This window comes from Staphylococcus sp. LCT-H4, assembly GCF_001866145.1.
Lineage (GTDB): Bacteria > Bacillota > Bacilli > Staphylococcales > Staphylococcaceae > Staphylococcus > Staphylococcus succinus.
In genome coordinates, this window is sequence record NZ_MODY01000003.1 from 134818 (window position 1) to 151501 (window position 16684).

Sequence of the window (16684 nt, forward strand, 5' to 3'; positions counted from 1 at the left end):
AAGCAAAAAGGTATGAACATTAACGAATATTGTTCTATAATAAACAGAGATTTATAAAAAGAATTGAGGTTTTGATCTTGAATACTAGAAATAAAGATATTCCATGCTTAATAACAATATTTGGAGCGACTGGTGATCTAAGTCATAGAAAATTATTTCCATCATTATTCCACTTATATCAGCAAGAAAATTTAAATGAACAAATTGCAATTATTGGAATTGGTAGAAGAGACTTAACAAATGATGACTTCCGTAGTCAAGTGAAGTCATCAATTCAAGAACATGTGAAAGATACGAAACATCTTGATAAATTTATGGAGCATGTTTTTTATCATAAACATGATGTGAGTGATGAAGCGAGCTATCAGTCATTATTAGAAGTAAGTAATAAATTAGACACAGAATTCCAATTACAAGGTAACAGAATGTTTTACTTAGCGATGGCACCGAAATTCTTTGGTGAAATTTCTGATTACTTGAAATCTTCTGGATTAACAAATACAGATGGATTTAAACGTTTAGTTATTGAAAAACCATTTGGTAGTGATCTTGAATCAGCAGAACAACTAAATGAACAATTACGCCGTTCATTTAAAGAAGAAGAAATTTACCGTATTGATCATTATTTAGGTAAAGATATGGTGCAAAATATAGAAGTACTTCGCTTTGCTAATGCAATGTTTGAACCACTATGGAATAATAAATACATTTCTAATATCCAAGTAACATCTTCAGAGGTCTTAGGTGTTGAAGATAGAGGTGGCTATTATGAATCTAGTGGTGCTTTAAAAGATATGGTACAAAATCATATGCTACAAATGGTTGCGCTTTTAGCAATGGAAGCTCCTATTAGTTTAAATAGTGCAGATATTAGAGCTGAAAAAGTAAAAGCATTAAAATCATTACGTAAGTTAGAAGCTGAAGAAGTTAGACAAAACTTTGTTCGTGGTCAATATGATGAAGGCACGATTAAAGGTGAAACAGTTAAACGTTATAGAGATGAGGATCGTGTTTCAGAAGATTCAACGACGCCTACTTTTGTTGCAGGTAAATTAACAATTGATAACTTCAGATGGGCCGGCGTACCTTTCTATATCAGAACTGGTAAACGAATGAAGAGTAAGACAATACAAGTTGTAGTTGAATTTAAAGAAGTTCCTATGAATTTATACTATGAAACTGAGAAAAAATTAGACTCTAACTTACTTGTAATCAATATCCAACCAAATGAAGGTGTTTCATTACATTTAAATGCGAAGAAAAATGTTCAAGGCATCGAAACAGAACCCGTTCAATTATCTTATGCTATGAGTGCTCAAGATAAGATGAATACTGTTGATGCATACGAAAACTTATTATTTGATTGCTTAAATGGTGATGCAACAAACTTTACACATTGGGAAGAATTGAAATCTACATGGAAATTTGTAGACGCAATACAAGAAGAATGGAATCAAAATGAACCTGAATTCCCGAACTATCAATCCGGTTCAAATGGACCACTTGAAAGTGATTTACTCTTGAGTAGAGATGGCTTCCATTGGTGGGATGACATTCATTAAACTACTATTTTAGTGAATTTCATCAAAGCAATAACGCATGTGTAAAAATACATTTGTGTTGTTGCTTTTTTCTTATGCTAATTTTGTGTTATGATTTAATCTATTCAGTATCTACGCTACATATAAAGGGATTTGTATTTACATTTTACCCCATTTAACTTTATTAGATGTAAGCAACACAATAATAATGTAAAATATAATTACTTAAGTAATTCTTAGATTAAAGATATAAAGTTAAAAGATAGTTATAACAGTAATTGTAAAATTAGGAGTGAAAGTTTTGGACGTTATCAAGCAAATACAACAGGCAATTGTTTATATTGAGGATCATTTGCTAGAGCCTTTTCATTTGCAAAAACTCAGTGATTACGTTGGTCTTTCACCTTATCACCTCGATCAATCTTTTAAGATGATTGTAGGACAATCTCCAAGTGAATATGCAAGAGCACGTCGTATGACCGTAGCTGCTAAGGAGATTATTAGTGGCTCAAGTCGTTTGATTGATATAGCTAAAAAGTATCATTATAGTGATGCGAACGAATTTGCTAATGATTTTAGTGATTTTCATGGCGTTTCGCCTATTCAAGTGAATACAAAACGCGAAGATCTTCACATGTTACCTAGACTCTATATCAAACTAACAACTACAGAAAAACCACCATACCCCTATCGTTTGGAAGATACACCAAACCTTTCGCTTGTTGGTTACGCGCAATTTATCGATGCGAACGAGTTAGAAAACCCATTTAAAGTACCTGATATACTAGAAGATTTATTAGTTGAAGGTAAGATAGAGGAGTTACAACACTATAATGATGTGAGTCCTCATGAATTATTTGTTGTGAATTGTCCTTTGGATCAGGGCATGGAAGTATTTGTAGGCGTTCCAAGCGAAAGATACCCAGATCATTTGGAAAATCGAATTCTTCCTGAAAGACAATACGCTAAGTTTAATTTACAAGGTGATATAGATTATGTCATTAATGAAGCTTGGTATTACATTGAAACAAGCTTACAAATGACGCTTCCTTATGAACGTGACAGTTTATATGTAGAAGTTTATCCCTTTAATTTATCTTTTGACCACAGTTTTACTAAAGTTCAATTATGGATGCCTGTCGACCAGGAACAATATGATTATTATGATGAATAAAACATCCCTCTAACAAATGGTAATGTGCTTAGAACTATATATGTTAGAGGGATGTTTATGTAAAAATTTGATTACAAAGTCACTATAAAGGCTTCATACGGCCTTAGTTCATTTACATGAATAATTCTATCGTTATAATTATGAAGCAATACGCAGTTTGATGAAAAAATGAATGTTTCCGGTAAGTTGAGAGTTGCTGTTTGGTCTGTTAAATTACCTACTATTAACATGCGTTCATCATTGAATTCTCTTAAGTAAGCAAAGACGCGCTCATTTTCTTCATCGACAAGTGTAAAAGAACCATACGTTAAGATATCATGCGTTTTTTTGACTTGTATCATGGATTTATAAAAATTTAAAATTGAATTTGGATTTTGTTGTTGTGCTGCTACATTTATCTTTCTATAGTTTGGGTTAACTGGAAACCATGGTTCATGCTTAGAAAATCCAGCGAATGAACTATCATCCCATTGCATGGGTGTGCGTGAATTATCTCTGTTTTCCATTTTATGTTTTTCTAATAATGCATTAACATCCCCGTGTTGATCCTTAACAATATTATATTCATTAACTACTGCAACATCATTAAATGTTTCTATATTTTTGAAAGGATAGTTTGTCATACCGATCTCTTGTCCTTGATAAATAAAGGGAGTCCCCTTTTGCAAGAAATAAACTAAGGCATGACTTGTAGCAGATTCATACCAAAAATTTTTATCATCCCCCCACGTTGAAACGCGACGAGGTTGATCGTGGTTTTCAATAAACAGAGCATTCCACCCTATGTCATCTAAATTGTTTTGCCAAGCATTCAAAACTGCTTTGTATGCTCTAACATCAAATTGCACATCCCCAGTATTCCATAATCCTAAGTGTTCAAATTGGAAAATCATATTAAATTTCCCTTTTTCTTCGCCTACCCATGCTTCGGCATTATTAGGTGTCACACCATTAGCTTCACCTACAGTCATAATGTCATATTTACTTAATGATTTATCTTTCATTTCTTGAAGCCACGTTTGAATGCCGGGTTGATTCATATCTACGTCAAATGCAGGTGCATATGTTTTCCCTTCAGGCACAGGTAGGTCACCAGCTTCAAATGTTTTTTTAATATGCGTAATAGCATCAACTCTAAAACCATCTATACCTTTCTCGAACCACCAGTTCATCATTTTATATATTGCTTCTCTTACATCAGGGTTAGACCAATTTAAATCAGGTTGTTTTTTACTAAATAGATGGAAATAATATTGTTCTGTTTGTGCATCGTATTCCCATGTTGAACCATTAAATATACTTTCCCAATTATTGGGTTCTGAACCATCTTTTTTTGGATCTTGCCATATATACCAATCTCTTTTAGGATTATTTTTATTAGATTTAGATTCTATAAACCATGGATGTTCATCAGACGTATGATTTACAACTAAGTCTAGTATTAACTTCATCCCTCTTTGATGAATACCTTCTAATAATTGGTCAAAGTCATCCATAGTACCAAATTCTGACATGATGGCCTGATAATCACTAATATCATATCCATTGTCATCGTTAGGTGATTGGTACATAGGGCTAAGCCAAATAATATCAATACCTAATGCTTCGATATAATCTAACTTTTCAATAACACCTTGTAGATCGCCAATACCATCATTATTGGAATCATTAAAACTACGAGGATAAACTTGATATGCTACTGCTTCTTTCCACCATTTTTTATTCATCACATATCTCCTTCATTCGATTTTTTGTAGAAATTCGATGAACTATATTTGTTTTTATGAATCTATTATATTGTTTTATAGGTTGTCCTTGTATAAGATCAATAACTGATGCCCCGGCCACTTCCCCTAATAGCTTAGGATTAATATTCACAGCAGTTTGAGGAGGAGAAGCAAATTCATTTAAATAAGAATCATTAAACGTCGCTGTATGGAGATCATCTGGTATTTTGATTTTTAATTCGTATAACACACTTAATACCATATGGTTCAGCATCGTATCAGATGTGATTATAGCAGTTGGCAACTGGTTATCGCTGCACAATTTTTTAAAATATGCCAGTATATCATCGCGTTGCATTTCAAAATGAATAATATTTGAAATAATGTCATTTTGCTGAACAATATCTTTAAATCCCTCTATACGATCATTCACAACCTCATAATCGCCTTTTTCAGCGACAAATAGTATATTTGAATGCCTAGACTCAATTAACGATTGTGTAAGCTCTCTTGAAGCCTTTACATTATCATTATCAATATGTATTGCTTTATTGTTTCCAAGTGCTTTACCTATTACAACATAGGGGATTTCTTGTTCGATAAGAATATTTTCAATCTCATCGTTTTGTTTAGAATATAATAATATAAACCCATCTAAAGAATGATAATTAATCATACGATCAACTTCATTTTGCAAATCTTCATAAGCTTCGCTAGTCGTAGATATTGTCGCATAGTTACACGCTTTACATTTATTGTAAATTCCAATAAGCACATCAATCATAAATGGGTTTTGTTTTATTTCATTATGTCCACTTTTTTGTATAATGCCTATTGTATTGGACTGTTTTGTAACTAAAGTCCTAGCCGCATTATTGGGTTGATATTCTAATTGTTCCATAGCAGCTTTAACCTTAATTTTAGTCTTCTTACTTATATGAGGATTATCACTCATTACACGTGAAACAGTTGATGGAGCTACGTTGGCAGCTTTTGCAACATCTTTAATTGTAACCACTAGAATCATCCTTTAACATTGATTTTAAAGCGCTTTCTTCCAACTATATTAGAGTGAAAGTATAATGTCAAAAGATAAATGCAATCGTTTGCATTTATAGATAATTATTGCTTTTTAAAATAATTCACAAAAAAAAGACTCGAAATAAATTTCGAGTCTTGAGTAATACTTATCGTTTATTCTTCAATCCATTGCGTGTGGAATACGCCTTCACGATCTTTACGTTCATAAGTATGAGCGCCAAAATAATCGCGTTGCGCTTGGATTAAGTTTGCTGGTAAGTCCTCTGAACGATAACTATCATAATAATTGATACTTGCAGAGAAACCAGGTGTTGGTACACCATTTTGTACGCCAGTTGCCACTACATCACGTAACGCATCTTGGTAATTTGTAACGATATCTTTGAAGTAAGGATCTAATAATAGATTGTTTAATTCAGTATCATTGTCATACGCTTCTTTAATTTTTTGTAAGAATTGCGCACGAATAATACAACCTTCACGCCAAATCATTGCTAATTCTCCAAGTTTTAAATTCCATTCATTGTCATCGCTAGCTTTTCTCATTTGAGCAAAACCTTGTGCATATGAACATATTTTACTCATGTAAAGTGCTTTGCGAATTTTTTCTAAGAATTCTTCTTTATTACCTTCGAATTTAGAAGATGGTCCATTTAATTGTTTTGAAGCATTTACACGTTCTTCTTTAATTGATGAGATAAAACGAGCAAATACAGATTCAGTAATAATTGTTAATGGAATACCTAATTCTAAAGCGTTAATTGAAGTCCATTTACCTGTACCTTTTTGTCCAGCAGTATCTAAAATCTTTTCAACTAAAGGACCATTTGTTTCATCATCCAATTTAGTGAAGATATCACCAGTTATTTCAATTAGGTAACTTGAAAGTTCACCAGCGTTCCAATCTTTAAAAGTTTTAGATATTTCTTCATGAGACATACCAAGTAAATCTTTCATCATAGCGTAACTTTCTGCAATTAATTGCATATCCGCATATTCGATACCGTTATGCACCATTTTTACATAGTGACCAGCACCGTTTGGACCGATATAAGCTACACATGAAGCGCCATCTTTAGCCTTAGCTGAAATAGCTTCTAATATATCGCTTACTTTATCGAAAGCTTCTTGTTGTCCACCTGGCATTAATGAAGGTCCAGTTAAGGCACCAACTTCTCCACCTGATACACCCATGCCGATAAAGTTAACACCACTTTCAGCTAACGCTTTATTACGTCTGATTGTATCTTGATAATTAGTGTTACCACCATCGATTAAGATATCATCATTATCTAATAATGGTAATAAGCTTTCTATTGTAGCATCCGTTGCAGGACCTGCTTTTACCATTAATAAAATCTTGCGGGGTTTTTCTAAAGAATTTACAAACTCCTCAATAGAGTATGTTGGATGGATATTCTTCCCTTCAGATTCTTTAACCATTTCATCTGTTTTTTCAGAAGAACGGTTAAAGACTGAAACGTTATATCCACGTGATTCGATATTCCAAGCAAGGTTCTTGCCCATTACAGCTAAACCTACTACACCAATTTGTTGTGCCATTATACTAACCTCTCTTATTAAAGTTTTCTAGTACATTGTATCATAAAGCGTATATAATAATCACTAAATCAGTTTTCAGATTTTTTTGTAATAATTTCTACGATTTTTAAAAGCTGTTCTGCCAACAGATTTAACGACTCAATTGGCATACGTTCATTTGTTGTATGAATATGCTCATATCCCACACCTAAGATTACTGTAGGTATACCTAAACCATTGATTATATTACCGTCTGAGCCACCGCCTCCAACTGTTGTTTTAGGGTTTAATCCTAATGAGACTGCGCTAGCTTTAGCAATATTTGTAACTGTTTCTGTATCTGATACTGTGAAACCAGGATAGCTTTTAGTAATTTGAACTTCTGCGGAGCCGCCATATTTATTTGCTACTTTTTCAAATACAGCTTTCATATGTTCGACTTGTTCTTGTATACTTTCGTCCGAATGTGAACGAGCTTCAGCATTAAGGGTAACTTTATCAGCTACAATATTTGTAGCTGATCCACCTTCAAAGCGCCCAATATTGGCCGTTGTATATTCATCAATTTTACCTAATTTCATTTCACTTACTGCTTTAGATGCAATATTAATCGCACTCACACCTTTATCTGGCATACTAGCATGTGCTTTTTTACCATAAATGGTTGCATCAATCTTCATCTGTGTCGGTGCTCCAATTACAGTAGTGCCAACGGGCATGCTGGCATCAACTGCGTATCCAAAATCAGCATCTAATAATGATTGATTTAAATGCTTAGCGCCCTCTAATCCTATTTCTTCAGCCACAGTAATAACAAATTGAATTTGCCCGTGTGGAATCCCCTGTTCAATAAGTGTTTGAACCATCTCTAATATAGACGCTAAACCTGCTTTATCATCTGCACCTAATACCGTTGTACCGTCAGAATAAATGTAACCATCTTCTTTTATTATAGGTTTGATATCAATACCTGGTACAACTGTATCCATATGGCTAGTAAAATATATTTTATTTATGTATGGATCATTAATATTAGATTTTAAAGTGCAAATTAAATTATTAGCACCCAACCCTTCATTTTCTGCTGCTTGATCTTCTACGACATCTAATCCTAATGCTGCGAATTTTGCTTTAAGTACTTTTTGTATTTCAGTTTCATTACCACTTTCAGAATTAATTTGAACTAATTCTAAAAATGTATCTAATAGTCGTTGTTTATTTATCATGTATATCCCCCGTCAATTATGCAAAATAATATAATCTCTTTTTTTAATTTTAAGTCATGCCTTTAAGTTTATCGAAATATCGAATAAATCAAAACTAATCTGTTTCTAATTTAAATTCGTCCTATGATATAATACAATGGTAAATGTAGTATAGATAAGTAAATAATATTGCCATTAATGTACTATTATATAATATATTTAAGATTTGGAGGAATAATCTTTGAGTAATAACAAAGTGTTGAGAGTTATTATCGTAGTGATGTTAATAGCTGTTATACTTGCCTTAGTTTTAACAAGTGTAGTTCCATTGGTAAACTAAGTATTGAATTTTATAAGTATACATCGAATCGAGTCTTTTTATTAATTAAATAACTTAACAGTAACCACATTTTATTCTATTACTGTAAAGATGCATCTTATTACATATTGATGTTTCATTTACTCCAATGAATGACTTGTGGTTTTTAATTCTTTCTTCTCTTAACATATCCTAAACGCTATTTTCTACTTAACCAATAAAAAAAGTAACTTCGAAATAATAATCGAAGTTACTTTTTACTTATTATAAGTAGGTTGCTTTAGCGTCATTATGCAGAACCAGTGAACCAAATTGTGATTTTATCACTAAGTACTCTTCAAGTTCGTTAATAAGCTGTATTAAGCTAGCACGAGTCCTAAACGATGCATGAGAGTTTGGTAATTCAAGTTCATTCATTTCCAATCGTATTTCATATAATGAATGTAACCTTAAGACAGTATAATCATTACTATTCACATTACTTGCAACTTCCGCAAACAAAGCAGATAGTTTGGATAATAAGCAATCCTTCGTTTCTATATTTTGAATCATTAAAGCCATTCTGCGTAATAATTCTAACTGCTCTTCTCTCATATCAAAATAATGATAATAAGAATTTTCATTGCGAACAAAGTGATTTTTAACATCTCTAAATGCTATAGATTTCGCTTTTCTAATTGTAAATTTTAAATTTTCAAAAGATATATCTAAAGTTTGACTTGGATTTTGACAAGTTTTGCTATATGTTTCAAAAATAGATGTAAATTGATCTTCAATTTGTTGTTTATATTGTTTTAAGGTGCTATCTAAGCTTGGCATAATTAAATTCATTAAAAATGCAATCCCTAAACCTATAACCAATAATAGAATTTCATTAAAAATCAAGTGCATATCTATGGTTTTAGCGTTAAAGACATGTAGTAAAATGACACAACTAGTGACTACACCTTCTTGAACATTAAAAACGACTGTAAGTGGGATAAATAGTAATACAATTAGCCCTAAAACAATCGCATGTTGCCCTAATAAATTAAAAATTAATGAACCGATAGCGAGTATCATCAGGCAAGATACAAAACGAGACACAATCGCTTGGACAGAATGCACTTTTGTATGTTTGATACAAAGCACAACTAGTATTGCACTAGAAGCAAAATTATCGAGTCCTATTAACTTAGCAATAATAATTCCTAGTGCCATACCGATTGCTGTCTTGATCGTTCTAAATCCGATTCGATATGGATTTAAACGCTTCATATTCACTCCCTATCTTTCGTCACAATATGAGTCAAATAAGTTTTGTAATTGCGAGATAACATCCATTACATCATGACCTTCAATTTGATGACGTTCAATCATTTGTGCAATTTTGCCATCTTTAATTAATGCGAATGATGGGCTAGATGGTGCATAACCCTCAAAATAATCTCTAGCTTGTTGCGTAGCTTCTTTATCTTGTCCCGCAAAAACTGTAACAAGACGGTCTGGTAATTTATCATAATGTAAGGCATGCGTAGCTGCTGGTCTTGCAATACCTCCAGCACAACCACATACAGAATTCACCATCACTAATGTAGTGCCTTGTTGTTGTAATACTTTATCAACTTCATCAGCAGTTGTTAATTGCTCATAGCCTGCTTCTTCAATTTCATTTCGTGCTTGATTAACAACATCTGTCATATATAAATCAAAATTCAAATCCATAATAACGTCACCTTTCATTTCATAATTATTACTTTAATTCTACTAATATATATACAATAGTTCAACATGTGTGTTTAGACTGATTAAATAAATTTGCAATTGATTTAAAAATTAAGGGTAATCCACATAAAATTATTAATTATATAGTTATGTTTTAACTAGAAAAATCTTTGAATTAAAAAAACATTTACAAAAGTTAATAATTTGTATTTTTTAGCATTTAAAGAACTGTCCTTAATAAAAGGTTTTGGTTTAAATATTTAACTACAAAGGTTAACATAACATAAATATAGGTAACTAATATCGTTAAAAAACGCACGCTTCGACTTATTTATCGAAGCGCGCTTGTTAAAATGAGTTAGATTGTGCTATAAAAACGTAAAATACTTTAATAAATACTTGTATGTTCAACTGAATATTGTTCAATACGTGTTTTGACAAAATTCATGAACCTACCTGCTTGTAAACCATCTAATATACGATGGTCAATCGATAGACATAAGTTTACCATATTGCGAATAGCGATCATATCATCAATTACAACTGGTTTCTTGATTACTGACTCAATTTGTAAAATTGCAGCTTGGGGATGATTGATAATCCCCATTGATGATACAGAACCAAAAGTTCCAGTGTTATTCACTGTAAATGTACCGCCTTGCATGTCCTCTGAACGTAATTTTTTATTACGTGCTTTCTGTGCAAGCTCATTAATTTCACGTGCGATACCTTTAATTGATTTTTCATCTGCATTTTTAATCACTGGCACATATAATTTATCTTCATCTGCCACTGCTATAGAAACATTCACATCTTTATGCATAATAATTTCTGAATCCTGCCAACTACTATTTAGTAATGGATATGCTTTTAATGCTTCAGCGACAGCTTTGACGAAGAATGCAAAGAAAGTTAAGTTATATCCTTCACTTTCTTTGAAACTCTGTTTGTGATGATTACGTGTTTTGACAAGGTTTGTTGCATCAGCTTCAACCATCATCCAAGCATGTGGAATTTCATTCACACTGTTTACCATATTTTGAGCGATTTGTTTACGTACACCGTTAACTGGTATTGAAGAACCAGGAGAAGGTTCATTGTATTTTGCTTGATGCGTTACTTTTGGTGAATCTTTAGGCGCAACTGCCGTTGATGGTGTCTTATTTGTACCTTCTTTGATTACTTTCTCAATGTCTTTTTTAGTTACGCGGCCTTCAAAGCCCGTACCAATAACTTGGGATAAATCAATTTGATTTTCGGAAGCAAGTTTAAAGACTACTGGCGAATAACGGCCATTATTTTTAGCTTCATTTCCATTTGCTGTGCTTTCATGTTCAGATGAAGTAACGGCCGTTGTTGTTTCTTTAGGCGTGTCATTGTTATTATCTGTTGCGCTATCTTTTACTGTTTCTTCAGCAGTATCAAGATGACATATTACGCGTCCTACTTCAACAGTTGTACCTTCTTCTACTACAATTTCTGTGATTGTTCCAGCATAAGATGAAGGTACCTCTGCTGTAACTTTATCTGTAATAACTTCACATAAAGGGTCATATTCTTCAACAATATCGCCTACAGAGACAAGCCATTGTTCGATTGTACCTTCATGCACACTTTCGCCAAGTTTAGGCATTTTAATTTCCATGATTGTGCCTCCTTAGAATTCTGCAAGTTCTCGCATTTTAATTTTTATCTTATCGGGATTAATCATAAACTCATCTTCAAGTGTCGGCGCAAAAGGCATTGAAGGTACATCAGGCCCTGCAAGCCTCATAATTGGTGCATCTAAATCAAACAAACAATTTTCAGAAATAATGGCAGAAACTTCCGAAATAATACTGCCTTCTAAATTATCTTCAGTTACAAGCAAAACTTTACCTGTTAATTTAGCTCTTTCAATAATTGTTTCCTTATCTAATGGATAGACAGTACGTAAATCAACCACTTCAACATTGATACCATCTTCTGACAACATATCAGCAGCTTGGATGCAATAATTCACACATAATCCATATGTAAATACTGTAATATCATCACCTTCACGTTTCACATCTGCTTTTCCAATTGGTACCGTATAGTATGCTTCTGGAACTTCTTCTTTAAGCAAGCGATAAGCTTTTTTATGTTCAAAGTATAATACTGGGTCATTTGACTCAATAGATGCAAGAAGTAATCCTTTAGCATCATATGGTGATGATGGAATTACAATAGTTAAGCCTGGCGTAGAGGCAAAAATGGATTCTACACTTTGAGAATGGTATAGTGCTCCATGAATACCTCCTCCAAATGGTGAACGAATCGTAATTGGACTATGGAAATCGTTATTAGAGCGATAACGCATTTTTGCAGCTTCACTCATGATTTGATTAGTAGCTGGCAAAATGTACTCTGCAAATTGAATTTCTGCAACTGGTCGCTTGCCTAACATTGCAGCACCAATACTCGTACCTACAATATTAGATTCTGCCAATGGTGTATCTAACACACGTGCTTCTCCATACTTTTCTTGTAAGCCTAAAGTAACACCAAATACGCCACCTTTTTTACCTACATCTTCTCCTAAGATAAATACATCATTATCCTTTTCCATTGCTTGATCTAAGCCTTGGTGGATAGCGTCTAAGTAAGATAATTTAGCCATTATTTATGCTCCCTTCTTCATATACATGTGTATACGTCTCTTCTGGCGATGGATAAGGTGCTTTTTCAGCTTCTTTGGTAGCTTGATTAATAATATCTTTGTGTTCTTTTTCAATTTCTGACAACCAATTATTATCAATAATTCCTTCTTCAAGTAAAAATTCTTTGAATCTAAGATTACAATCTAAAGATTTTAATTCATCTCGTTCTTCTTTCGTACGATATTTGTCATCATCATCAGAAGAGTGTGCGGTCATTCTCGTACACATTGCTTCAATAAGTGTTGATCCACCACCATTTAAGCCGCGTTCTCTCGCTTCTTTCATCGCTTTATACATTGCAATAGGATCATTTCCATCCACAGTTTCACCATGCATACCATAACCGATAGCTCGATCTGATAGTTTTTCTGCACCATATTGTAATGAATTCGGAACTGAAATTGCATATTTATTGTTCTCAATCACACAGATGAATGGCAAGTCATGAACACCGGCAAAATTTAAACCTTCATGAAAATCACCCTGGTTTGAGCTTCCTTCACCTACTGTTGTCATTGCGATATTGGATTTATTATCCATTTTTAAAGCTAATGCAGCACCAACAGCATGTACAATTTGTGTACCTACTGGTGAACTTTGTGAAAGTATACCTTTTTCTCTTTTACTAAAATGTGATGGCATTTGTTTACCACCCGAGCTAATATCATCTCGCTTACCAAATGCAGACAACATTGTTTCCAAAGGTGTCATACCTAAATAAGTTACTAGTGCTAAGTCTCGGTAATATGGCGAAGAAATATCTCCTTCTTCCATTGCATACGCCATGCCTATTTGGGCTGCTTCTTGTCCCTGGCAGCTTATAACAAAAGGTATTTTGCCCGCGCGGTTTAATAACCACATACGTTCATCAATTTTTCGTCCTAAATCCATCCATTTGTACATTGCTTGTAAGTCTTCTTTTTCAAGACCTACTGATTTATAATCAAACATGCTATTTCCTCCTTAATTAAACATGAATCGATCTATTTTCCACTTTTAAGCCTAATTCCATCAATACTTCAGATAGAGAAGGATGTGCGTGTGTTGTTAATCCAAGTTCTAATGTTGAACCATTCATAAACTGGAGTAAAGATACTTCATTGATAAGTTCTGTAACATGTGGTCCTATCATATTAAGTCCCAATACAGTATCCGTTTCTTGATCGATTACAATTTCACAAAAACCGCTTTGGTTTTTAGTATCTTCAATAACGGCTTTTCCTATTGCTTTAAATGGCACTTTAAAAGAACGTGCCTTACTGTTTTCCGCTTTAGCTTGCTCAATATTTTTACCGATGCTTGCTACTTCCGGTTGCGTATATATACATCTAGGCATTTTATTATAATCAATTGGCAACGGTGATGCATCAAACATATGCTCAATTGCGATAATACCTTCTTTTGAACCTACATGAGCGAGTTGTAACTGACCAATACAATCACCAGCAGCATAAATATGAGTATCTTCAGTTTGTTGATATTCATTTACAATAATATGCTGTTTATCTGTTAACTTAATCTTAGTATTATTTAAACCAATATCATCCGTGTTAGGTTTACGACCAATTGAAACTAAGGCTTTTTCAAAAATTACATCACTATCATTTAAAGTGATTGTAATTTGGTTGTCTTCAACTTTGATATTGTCTCCAGACAACTGTGTATTTTCATAAAAAGTAACACCACGTTTAGTTAAGTCCTGTTTCAATGTTTGAGCAACCGATTTACTCTCCGTTGGTAAAATACGCTCGCCTGCTTCTATGATTGAAACTTCAACGCCAAAATCACACATCAATGATGCAAATTCTAAACCAATGACTCCGCCACCGATAATAGCAAGGGATTGTGGTAGTTTTTCAATTTTTAAAATATCATCACTAGATAACACAACATTATGATCGAATGGTAAAAATGGTAGTGCCATTGGTGTAGAACCAGTACAAATTAGCACATTATTATTAGGTATTAATTCTGATTCTCCATCTTCATACTCTACTGAAATCGTTCCACTTTGAGGTGAAAAAATTGATGGGCCTAGAATACGTCCTGTTCCATTAAATACATCAATTTTATTATGTTTCATTAAATGGTTCACACCATTATACATTTGGTTAACTACTTCGCTTTTACGTTCTTGTATACGCGCAAAATTTAATTTGAACGCATCTATATCTATACCATATTCACTTGCTTCCGTTACTGTTTGCATAACTTCTGCTGATTTTAAAAGTGCTTTTGTAGGTATACATCCTTTATGTAAGCAAGTACCGCCCAGTAGTGAATTTTCAACAAGCGCAACCTTTTTTCCAAGTTGCGACGCCCTAATTGCGGATACATAACCTGCTGTGCCACCACCAAGTATTACTAAGTCATATTGTTCTTCTGACATGTTTTGACTCCTAACTATTTGTTTTAGCTTAGTCGAATGCATTTTCTATAAATAATATGCGGACTGCTAAAGTTATATTTCTTATTCACCGAGAAACATGATTACTCAATCTATATAGAATGAATAACACCGCTTATTTAACATTAAAAAATAAGCGCTCAGTCATGCTACGATAATTGTTTCATTTTAAAACGCAGCCGCTTTTAGTACGTTACGTTTAGACATATGATGCATTCCAACATCATATGGAATGATTTGTCACCGGATTATTACACCAAAAACAGTAATCCATTTATTTTAAACATAGCAATGAAACCACCTTCTATAATCAAAAAGTGATTCATTAATCTATCATATCCTCTTATAGTTTACATCAAATAACTGAGTTATAAAATTAAAAACTCACTTTTAATTGAAATTATTAATTATTTAAAATTAAAAATTAACTTAAAATTAACTAATTACTCTAAGTGCTAATAATAAAGACTCTAATTTATTTTGCTTAGTATCTGTCCTAGAAGTAAGTACAATCGGAAATTTTGCACCTAACACTAGACTTGCAACACTTGCATTACCAAAGTATATGAAGGATTTATATAATGCGTTCCCAACATCTATATGTGGAACAACCAAAGCATCCACATCCCCAGCTACAGAGGACTTTATATTTTTTTTAATAACACTTTCCATACTTATAGCGTTATCAAATGCTAGTGGACCGTCCACAATAAGATGGGGATTATTGTCCCGATTAAATGTATACTTAATTTTTTCCGCATCTGTAGAGGAAGGAATTTTTCTTGATGGTGCTTCCACAGAAGATAACAAGCCCACTTTGAACTGTTGATAACCTAAATCTTCACTGAATTTCGCTAAATTTTTTATAATTTGCTTTTTTTCCTCTACTGTTGGCATGTGATTAAGTGCTACATCACTCAACATCAAAGTCTTATGATAATTTGGAATATTAAAGCACGCAACGTGGTTTATAAAACCACGATCACTTATAAAATTTCGATTACTCAGGATAAATGATAACATCGTTGAGGATTTCAAATTACCTTTCATAAGTAAATTAATCTTACCTCTTGATAAATGTTCAGCACATGCTTTAAACATCTTGTATTCATCTTCATACGTTAATATATGAATTCTATTGAGAAGCTGGGCATCTACATCAAATGATCTAATGATTTCAGTCGGGTCTTGTGTATCGTAAAGAAAAACGTCTATTTTTGTCATAGTGAGTGCCGACATAACGACGGATAGCATTTTTTCATCATTGGCATAAATAATAGCTACGTTACCGTCTAATATCTCGGAATGTTCAATTAAATGTTGGTATTGCATTTAAATCAACA

The 16684-nt window shown here is 33.1% G+C and carries 14 protein-coding genes; 3 read left to right on the forward strand and 11 right to left on the reverse strand.

Annotation, left to right across the window (positions count from 1 at the left end; genetic code table 11):
- Positions 1 to 77 precede the first annotated feature (77 nt).
- Together zwf and BK821_RS09565 are read left to right on the forward strand one after the other, a co-directional pair.
- Complete coding sequence (gene zwf / locus BK821_RS09560; RefSeq protein WP_046836506.1) at positions 78 to 1562, forward strand: glucose-6-phosphate dehydrogenase; 1485 nt, start codon at positions 78 to 80, stop codon at positions 1560 to 1562.
- 280 nt (positions 1563 to 1842) lie between these two features.
- The gene (locus tag BK821_RS09565; RefSeq protein ID WP_046836507.1) at positions 1843 to 2715 is read left to right on the forward strand and encodes an AraC family transcriptional regulator; all 873 of its coding nucleotides are present in this window, start codon (positions 1843 to 1845) and stop codon (positions 2713 to 2715) included.
- Positions 2716 to 2786: 71 nt separating this feature from the next.
- Here the strand turns inward: BK821_RS09565 and BK821_RS09570 are convergent, their stop codons facing one another.
- The 4 genes from BK821_RS09570 to BK821_RS09585 form a co-directional block, all read right to left on the reverse strand.
- Positions 2787 to 4442 (reverse strand): glycoside hydrolase family 13 protein, encoded by a 1656-nt coding sequence (locus BK821_RS09570; RefSeq protein WP_071331602.1) that lies wholly within the window; start codon positions 4440 to 4442, stop codon positions 2787 to 2789.
- Positions 4435 to 5460 (reverse strand): LacI family DNA-binding transcriptional regulator, encoded by a 1026-nt coding sequence (locus BK821_RS09575; RefSeq protein ID WP_046836509.1) that lies wholly within the window; start codon positions 5458 to 5460, stop codon positions 4435 to 4437. Before BK821_RS09575 ends, BK821_RS09570 begins: the two co-directional genes overlap by 8 nt.
- A gap of 176 nt (positions 5461 to 5636) precedes the next feature.
- On the reverse strand, positions 5637 to 7046 hold the full coding sequence (gene gndA / locus BK821_RS09580) for an NADP-dependent phosphogluconate dehydrogenase (protein WP_046836510.1): 1410 nt from the start codon (positions 7044 to 7046) through the stop codon (positions 5637 to 5639).
- 68 nt (positions 7047 to 7114) lie between these two features.
- Complete coding sequence (locus BK821_RS09585) at positions 7115 to 8251, reverse strand: M20/M25/M40 family metallo-hydrolase (protein ID WP_071331603.1); 1137 nt, start codon at positions 8249 to 8251, stop codon at positions 7115 to 7117.
- A 220-nt stretch (positions 8252 to 8471) separates the two neighbouring features.
- On the opposite strand from BK821_RS09585, the gene prli42 reads away from it, so the two are divergent.
- Entirely contained in the window at positions 8472 to 8570 is a 99-nt protein-coding gene (prli42, locus tag BK821_RS13495; protein ID WP_153019309.1) for a stressosome-associated protein Prli42, read from the forward strand.
- A gap of 243 nt (positions 8571 to 8813) precedes the next feature.
- Here prli42 and BK821_RS09590 read toward each other — a convergent pair whose 3' ends face one another.
- The 7 genes from BK821_RS09590 to BK821_RS09620 form a co-directional block, all read right to left on the reverse strand.
- Positions 8814 to 9806 (reverse strand): aromatic acid exporter family protein, encoded by a 993-nt coding sequence (locus tag BK821_RS09590; RefSeq protein ID WP_071331604.1) that lies wholly within the window; start codon positions 9804 to 9806, stop codon positions 8814 to 8816.
- Positions 9807 to 9815: 9 nt separating this feature from the next.
- Positions 9816 to 10253 carry a bacilliredoxin BrxB gene (brxB, locus tag BK821_RS09595; protein WP_046836513.1) on the reverse strand — a complete coding sequence of 146 codons (438 nt, stop codon included), beginning with the start codon at positions 10251 to 10253 and terminating at the stop codon, positions 9816 to 9818.
- Positions 10254 to 10641: 388 nt separating this feature from the next.
- Positions 10642 to 11898 (reverse strand): dihydrolipoamide acetyltransferase family protein, encoded by a 1257-nt coding sequence (locus tag BK821_RS09600; RefSeq protein ID WP_046836514.1) that lies wholly within the window; start codon positions 11896 to 11898, stop codon positions 10642 to 10644.
- A gap of 12 nt (positions 11899 to 11910) precedes the next feature.
- Complete coding sequence (locus BK821_RS09605; RefSeq protein ID WP_046836515.1) at positions 11911 to 12894, reverse strand: alpha-ketoacid dehydrogenase subunit beta; 984 nt, start codon at positions 12892 to 12894, stop codon at positions 11911 to 11913.
- Complete coding sequence (locus BK821_RS09610; RefSeq protein ID WP_046836516.1) at positions 12887 to 13885, reverse strand: thiamine pyrophosphate-dependent dehydrogenase E1 component subunit alpha; 999 nt, start codon at positions 13883 to 13885, stop codon at positions 12887 to 12889. The genes BK821_RS09605 and BK821_RS09610 overlap by 8 nt, the downstream gene beginning before the upstream one ends.
- A gap of 16 nt (positions 13886 to 13901) precedes the next feature.
- Positions 13902 to 15323, reverse strand: a complete 1422-nt coding sequence (lpdA, locus tag BK821_RS09615) for a dihydrolipoyl dehydrogenase (RefSeq protein WP_046836517.1) — start codon at positions 15321 to 15323, stop codon at positions 13902 to 13904.
- 453 nt (positions 15324 to 15776) lie between these two features.
- Complete coding sequence (locus tag BK821_RS09620) at positions 15777 to 16673, reverse strand: phosphate acyltransferase (protein ID WP_046836518.1); 897 nt, start codon at positions 16671 to 16673, stop codon at positions 15777 to 15779.
- Positions 16674 to 16684 lie beyond the last annotated feature (11 nt).

Excerpts from the sequence above, each read along its gene's own strand:
- BK821_RS09570 (WP_071331602.1), bottom strand. The coding sequence starts at position 4,442 with ATGAATAAAAAATGGTGGAAAGAAGCAGTAGCATATCAAGTTTATCCT.
- gndA (WP_046836510.1), bottom strand. The coding sequence starts at position 7,046 with ATGGCACAACAAATTGGTGTAGTAGGTTTAGCTGTAATGGGCAAGAAC.
- BK821_RS09585 (WP_071331603.1), bottom strand. The coding sequence starts at position 8,251 with ATGATAAATAAACAACGACTATTAGATACATTTTTAGAATTAGTTCAA.
- BK821_RS09590 (WP_071331604.1), bottom strand. The coding sequence starts at position 9,806 with ATGAAGCGTTTAAATCCATATCGAATCGGATTTAGAACGATCAAGACA.
- brxB (WP_046836513.1), bottom strand. The coding sequence starts at position 10,253 with ATGGATTTGAATTTTGATTTATATATGACAGATGTTGTTAATCAAGCA.
- BK821_RS09600 (WP_046836514.1), bottom strand. The coding sequence starts at position 11,898 with ATGGAAATTAAAATGCCTAAACTTGGCGAAAGTGTGCATGAAGGTACA.
- BK821_RS09605 (WP_046836515.1), bottom strand. The coding sequence starts at position 12,894 with ATGGCTAAATTATCTTACTTAGACGCTATCCACCAAGGCTTAGATCAA.
- BK821_RS09610 (WP_046836516.1), bottom strand. The coding sequence starts at position 13,885 with ATGTTTGATTATAAATCAGTAGGTCTTGAAAAAGAAGACTTACAAGCA.
- lpdA (WP_046836517.1), bottom strand. The coding sequence starts at position 15,323 with ATGTCAGAAGAACAATATGACTTAGTAATACTTGGTGGTGGCACAGCA.
- BK821_RS09620 (WP_046836518.1), bottom strand. The coding sequence starts at position 16,673 with ATGCAATACCAACATTTAATTGAACATTCCGAGATATTAGACGGTAAC.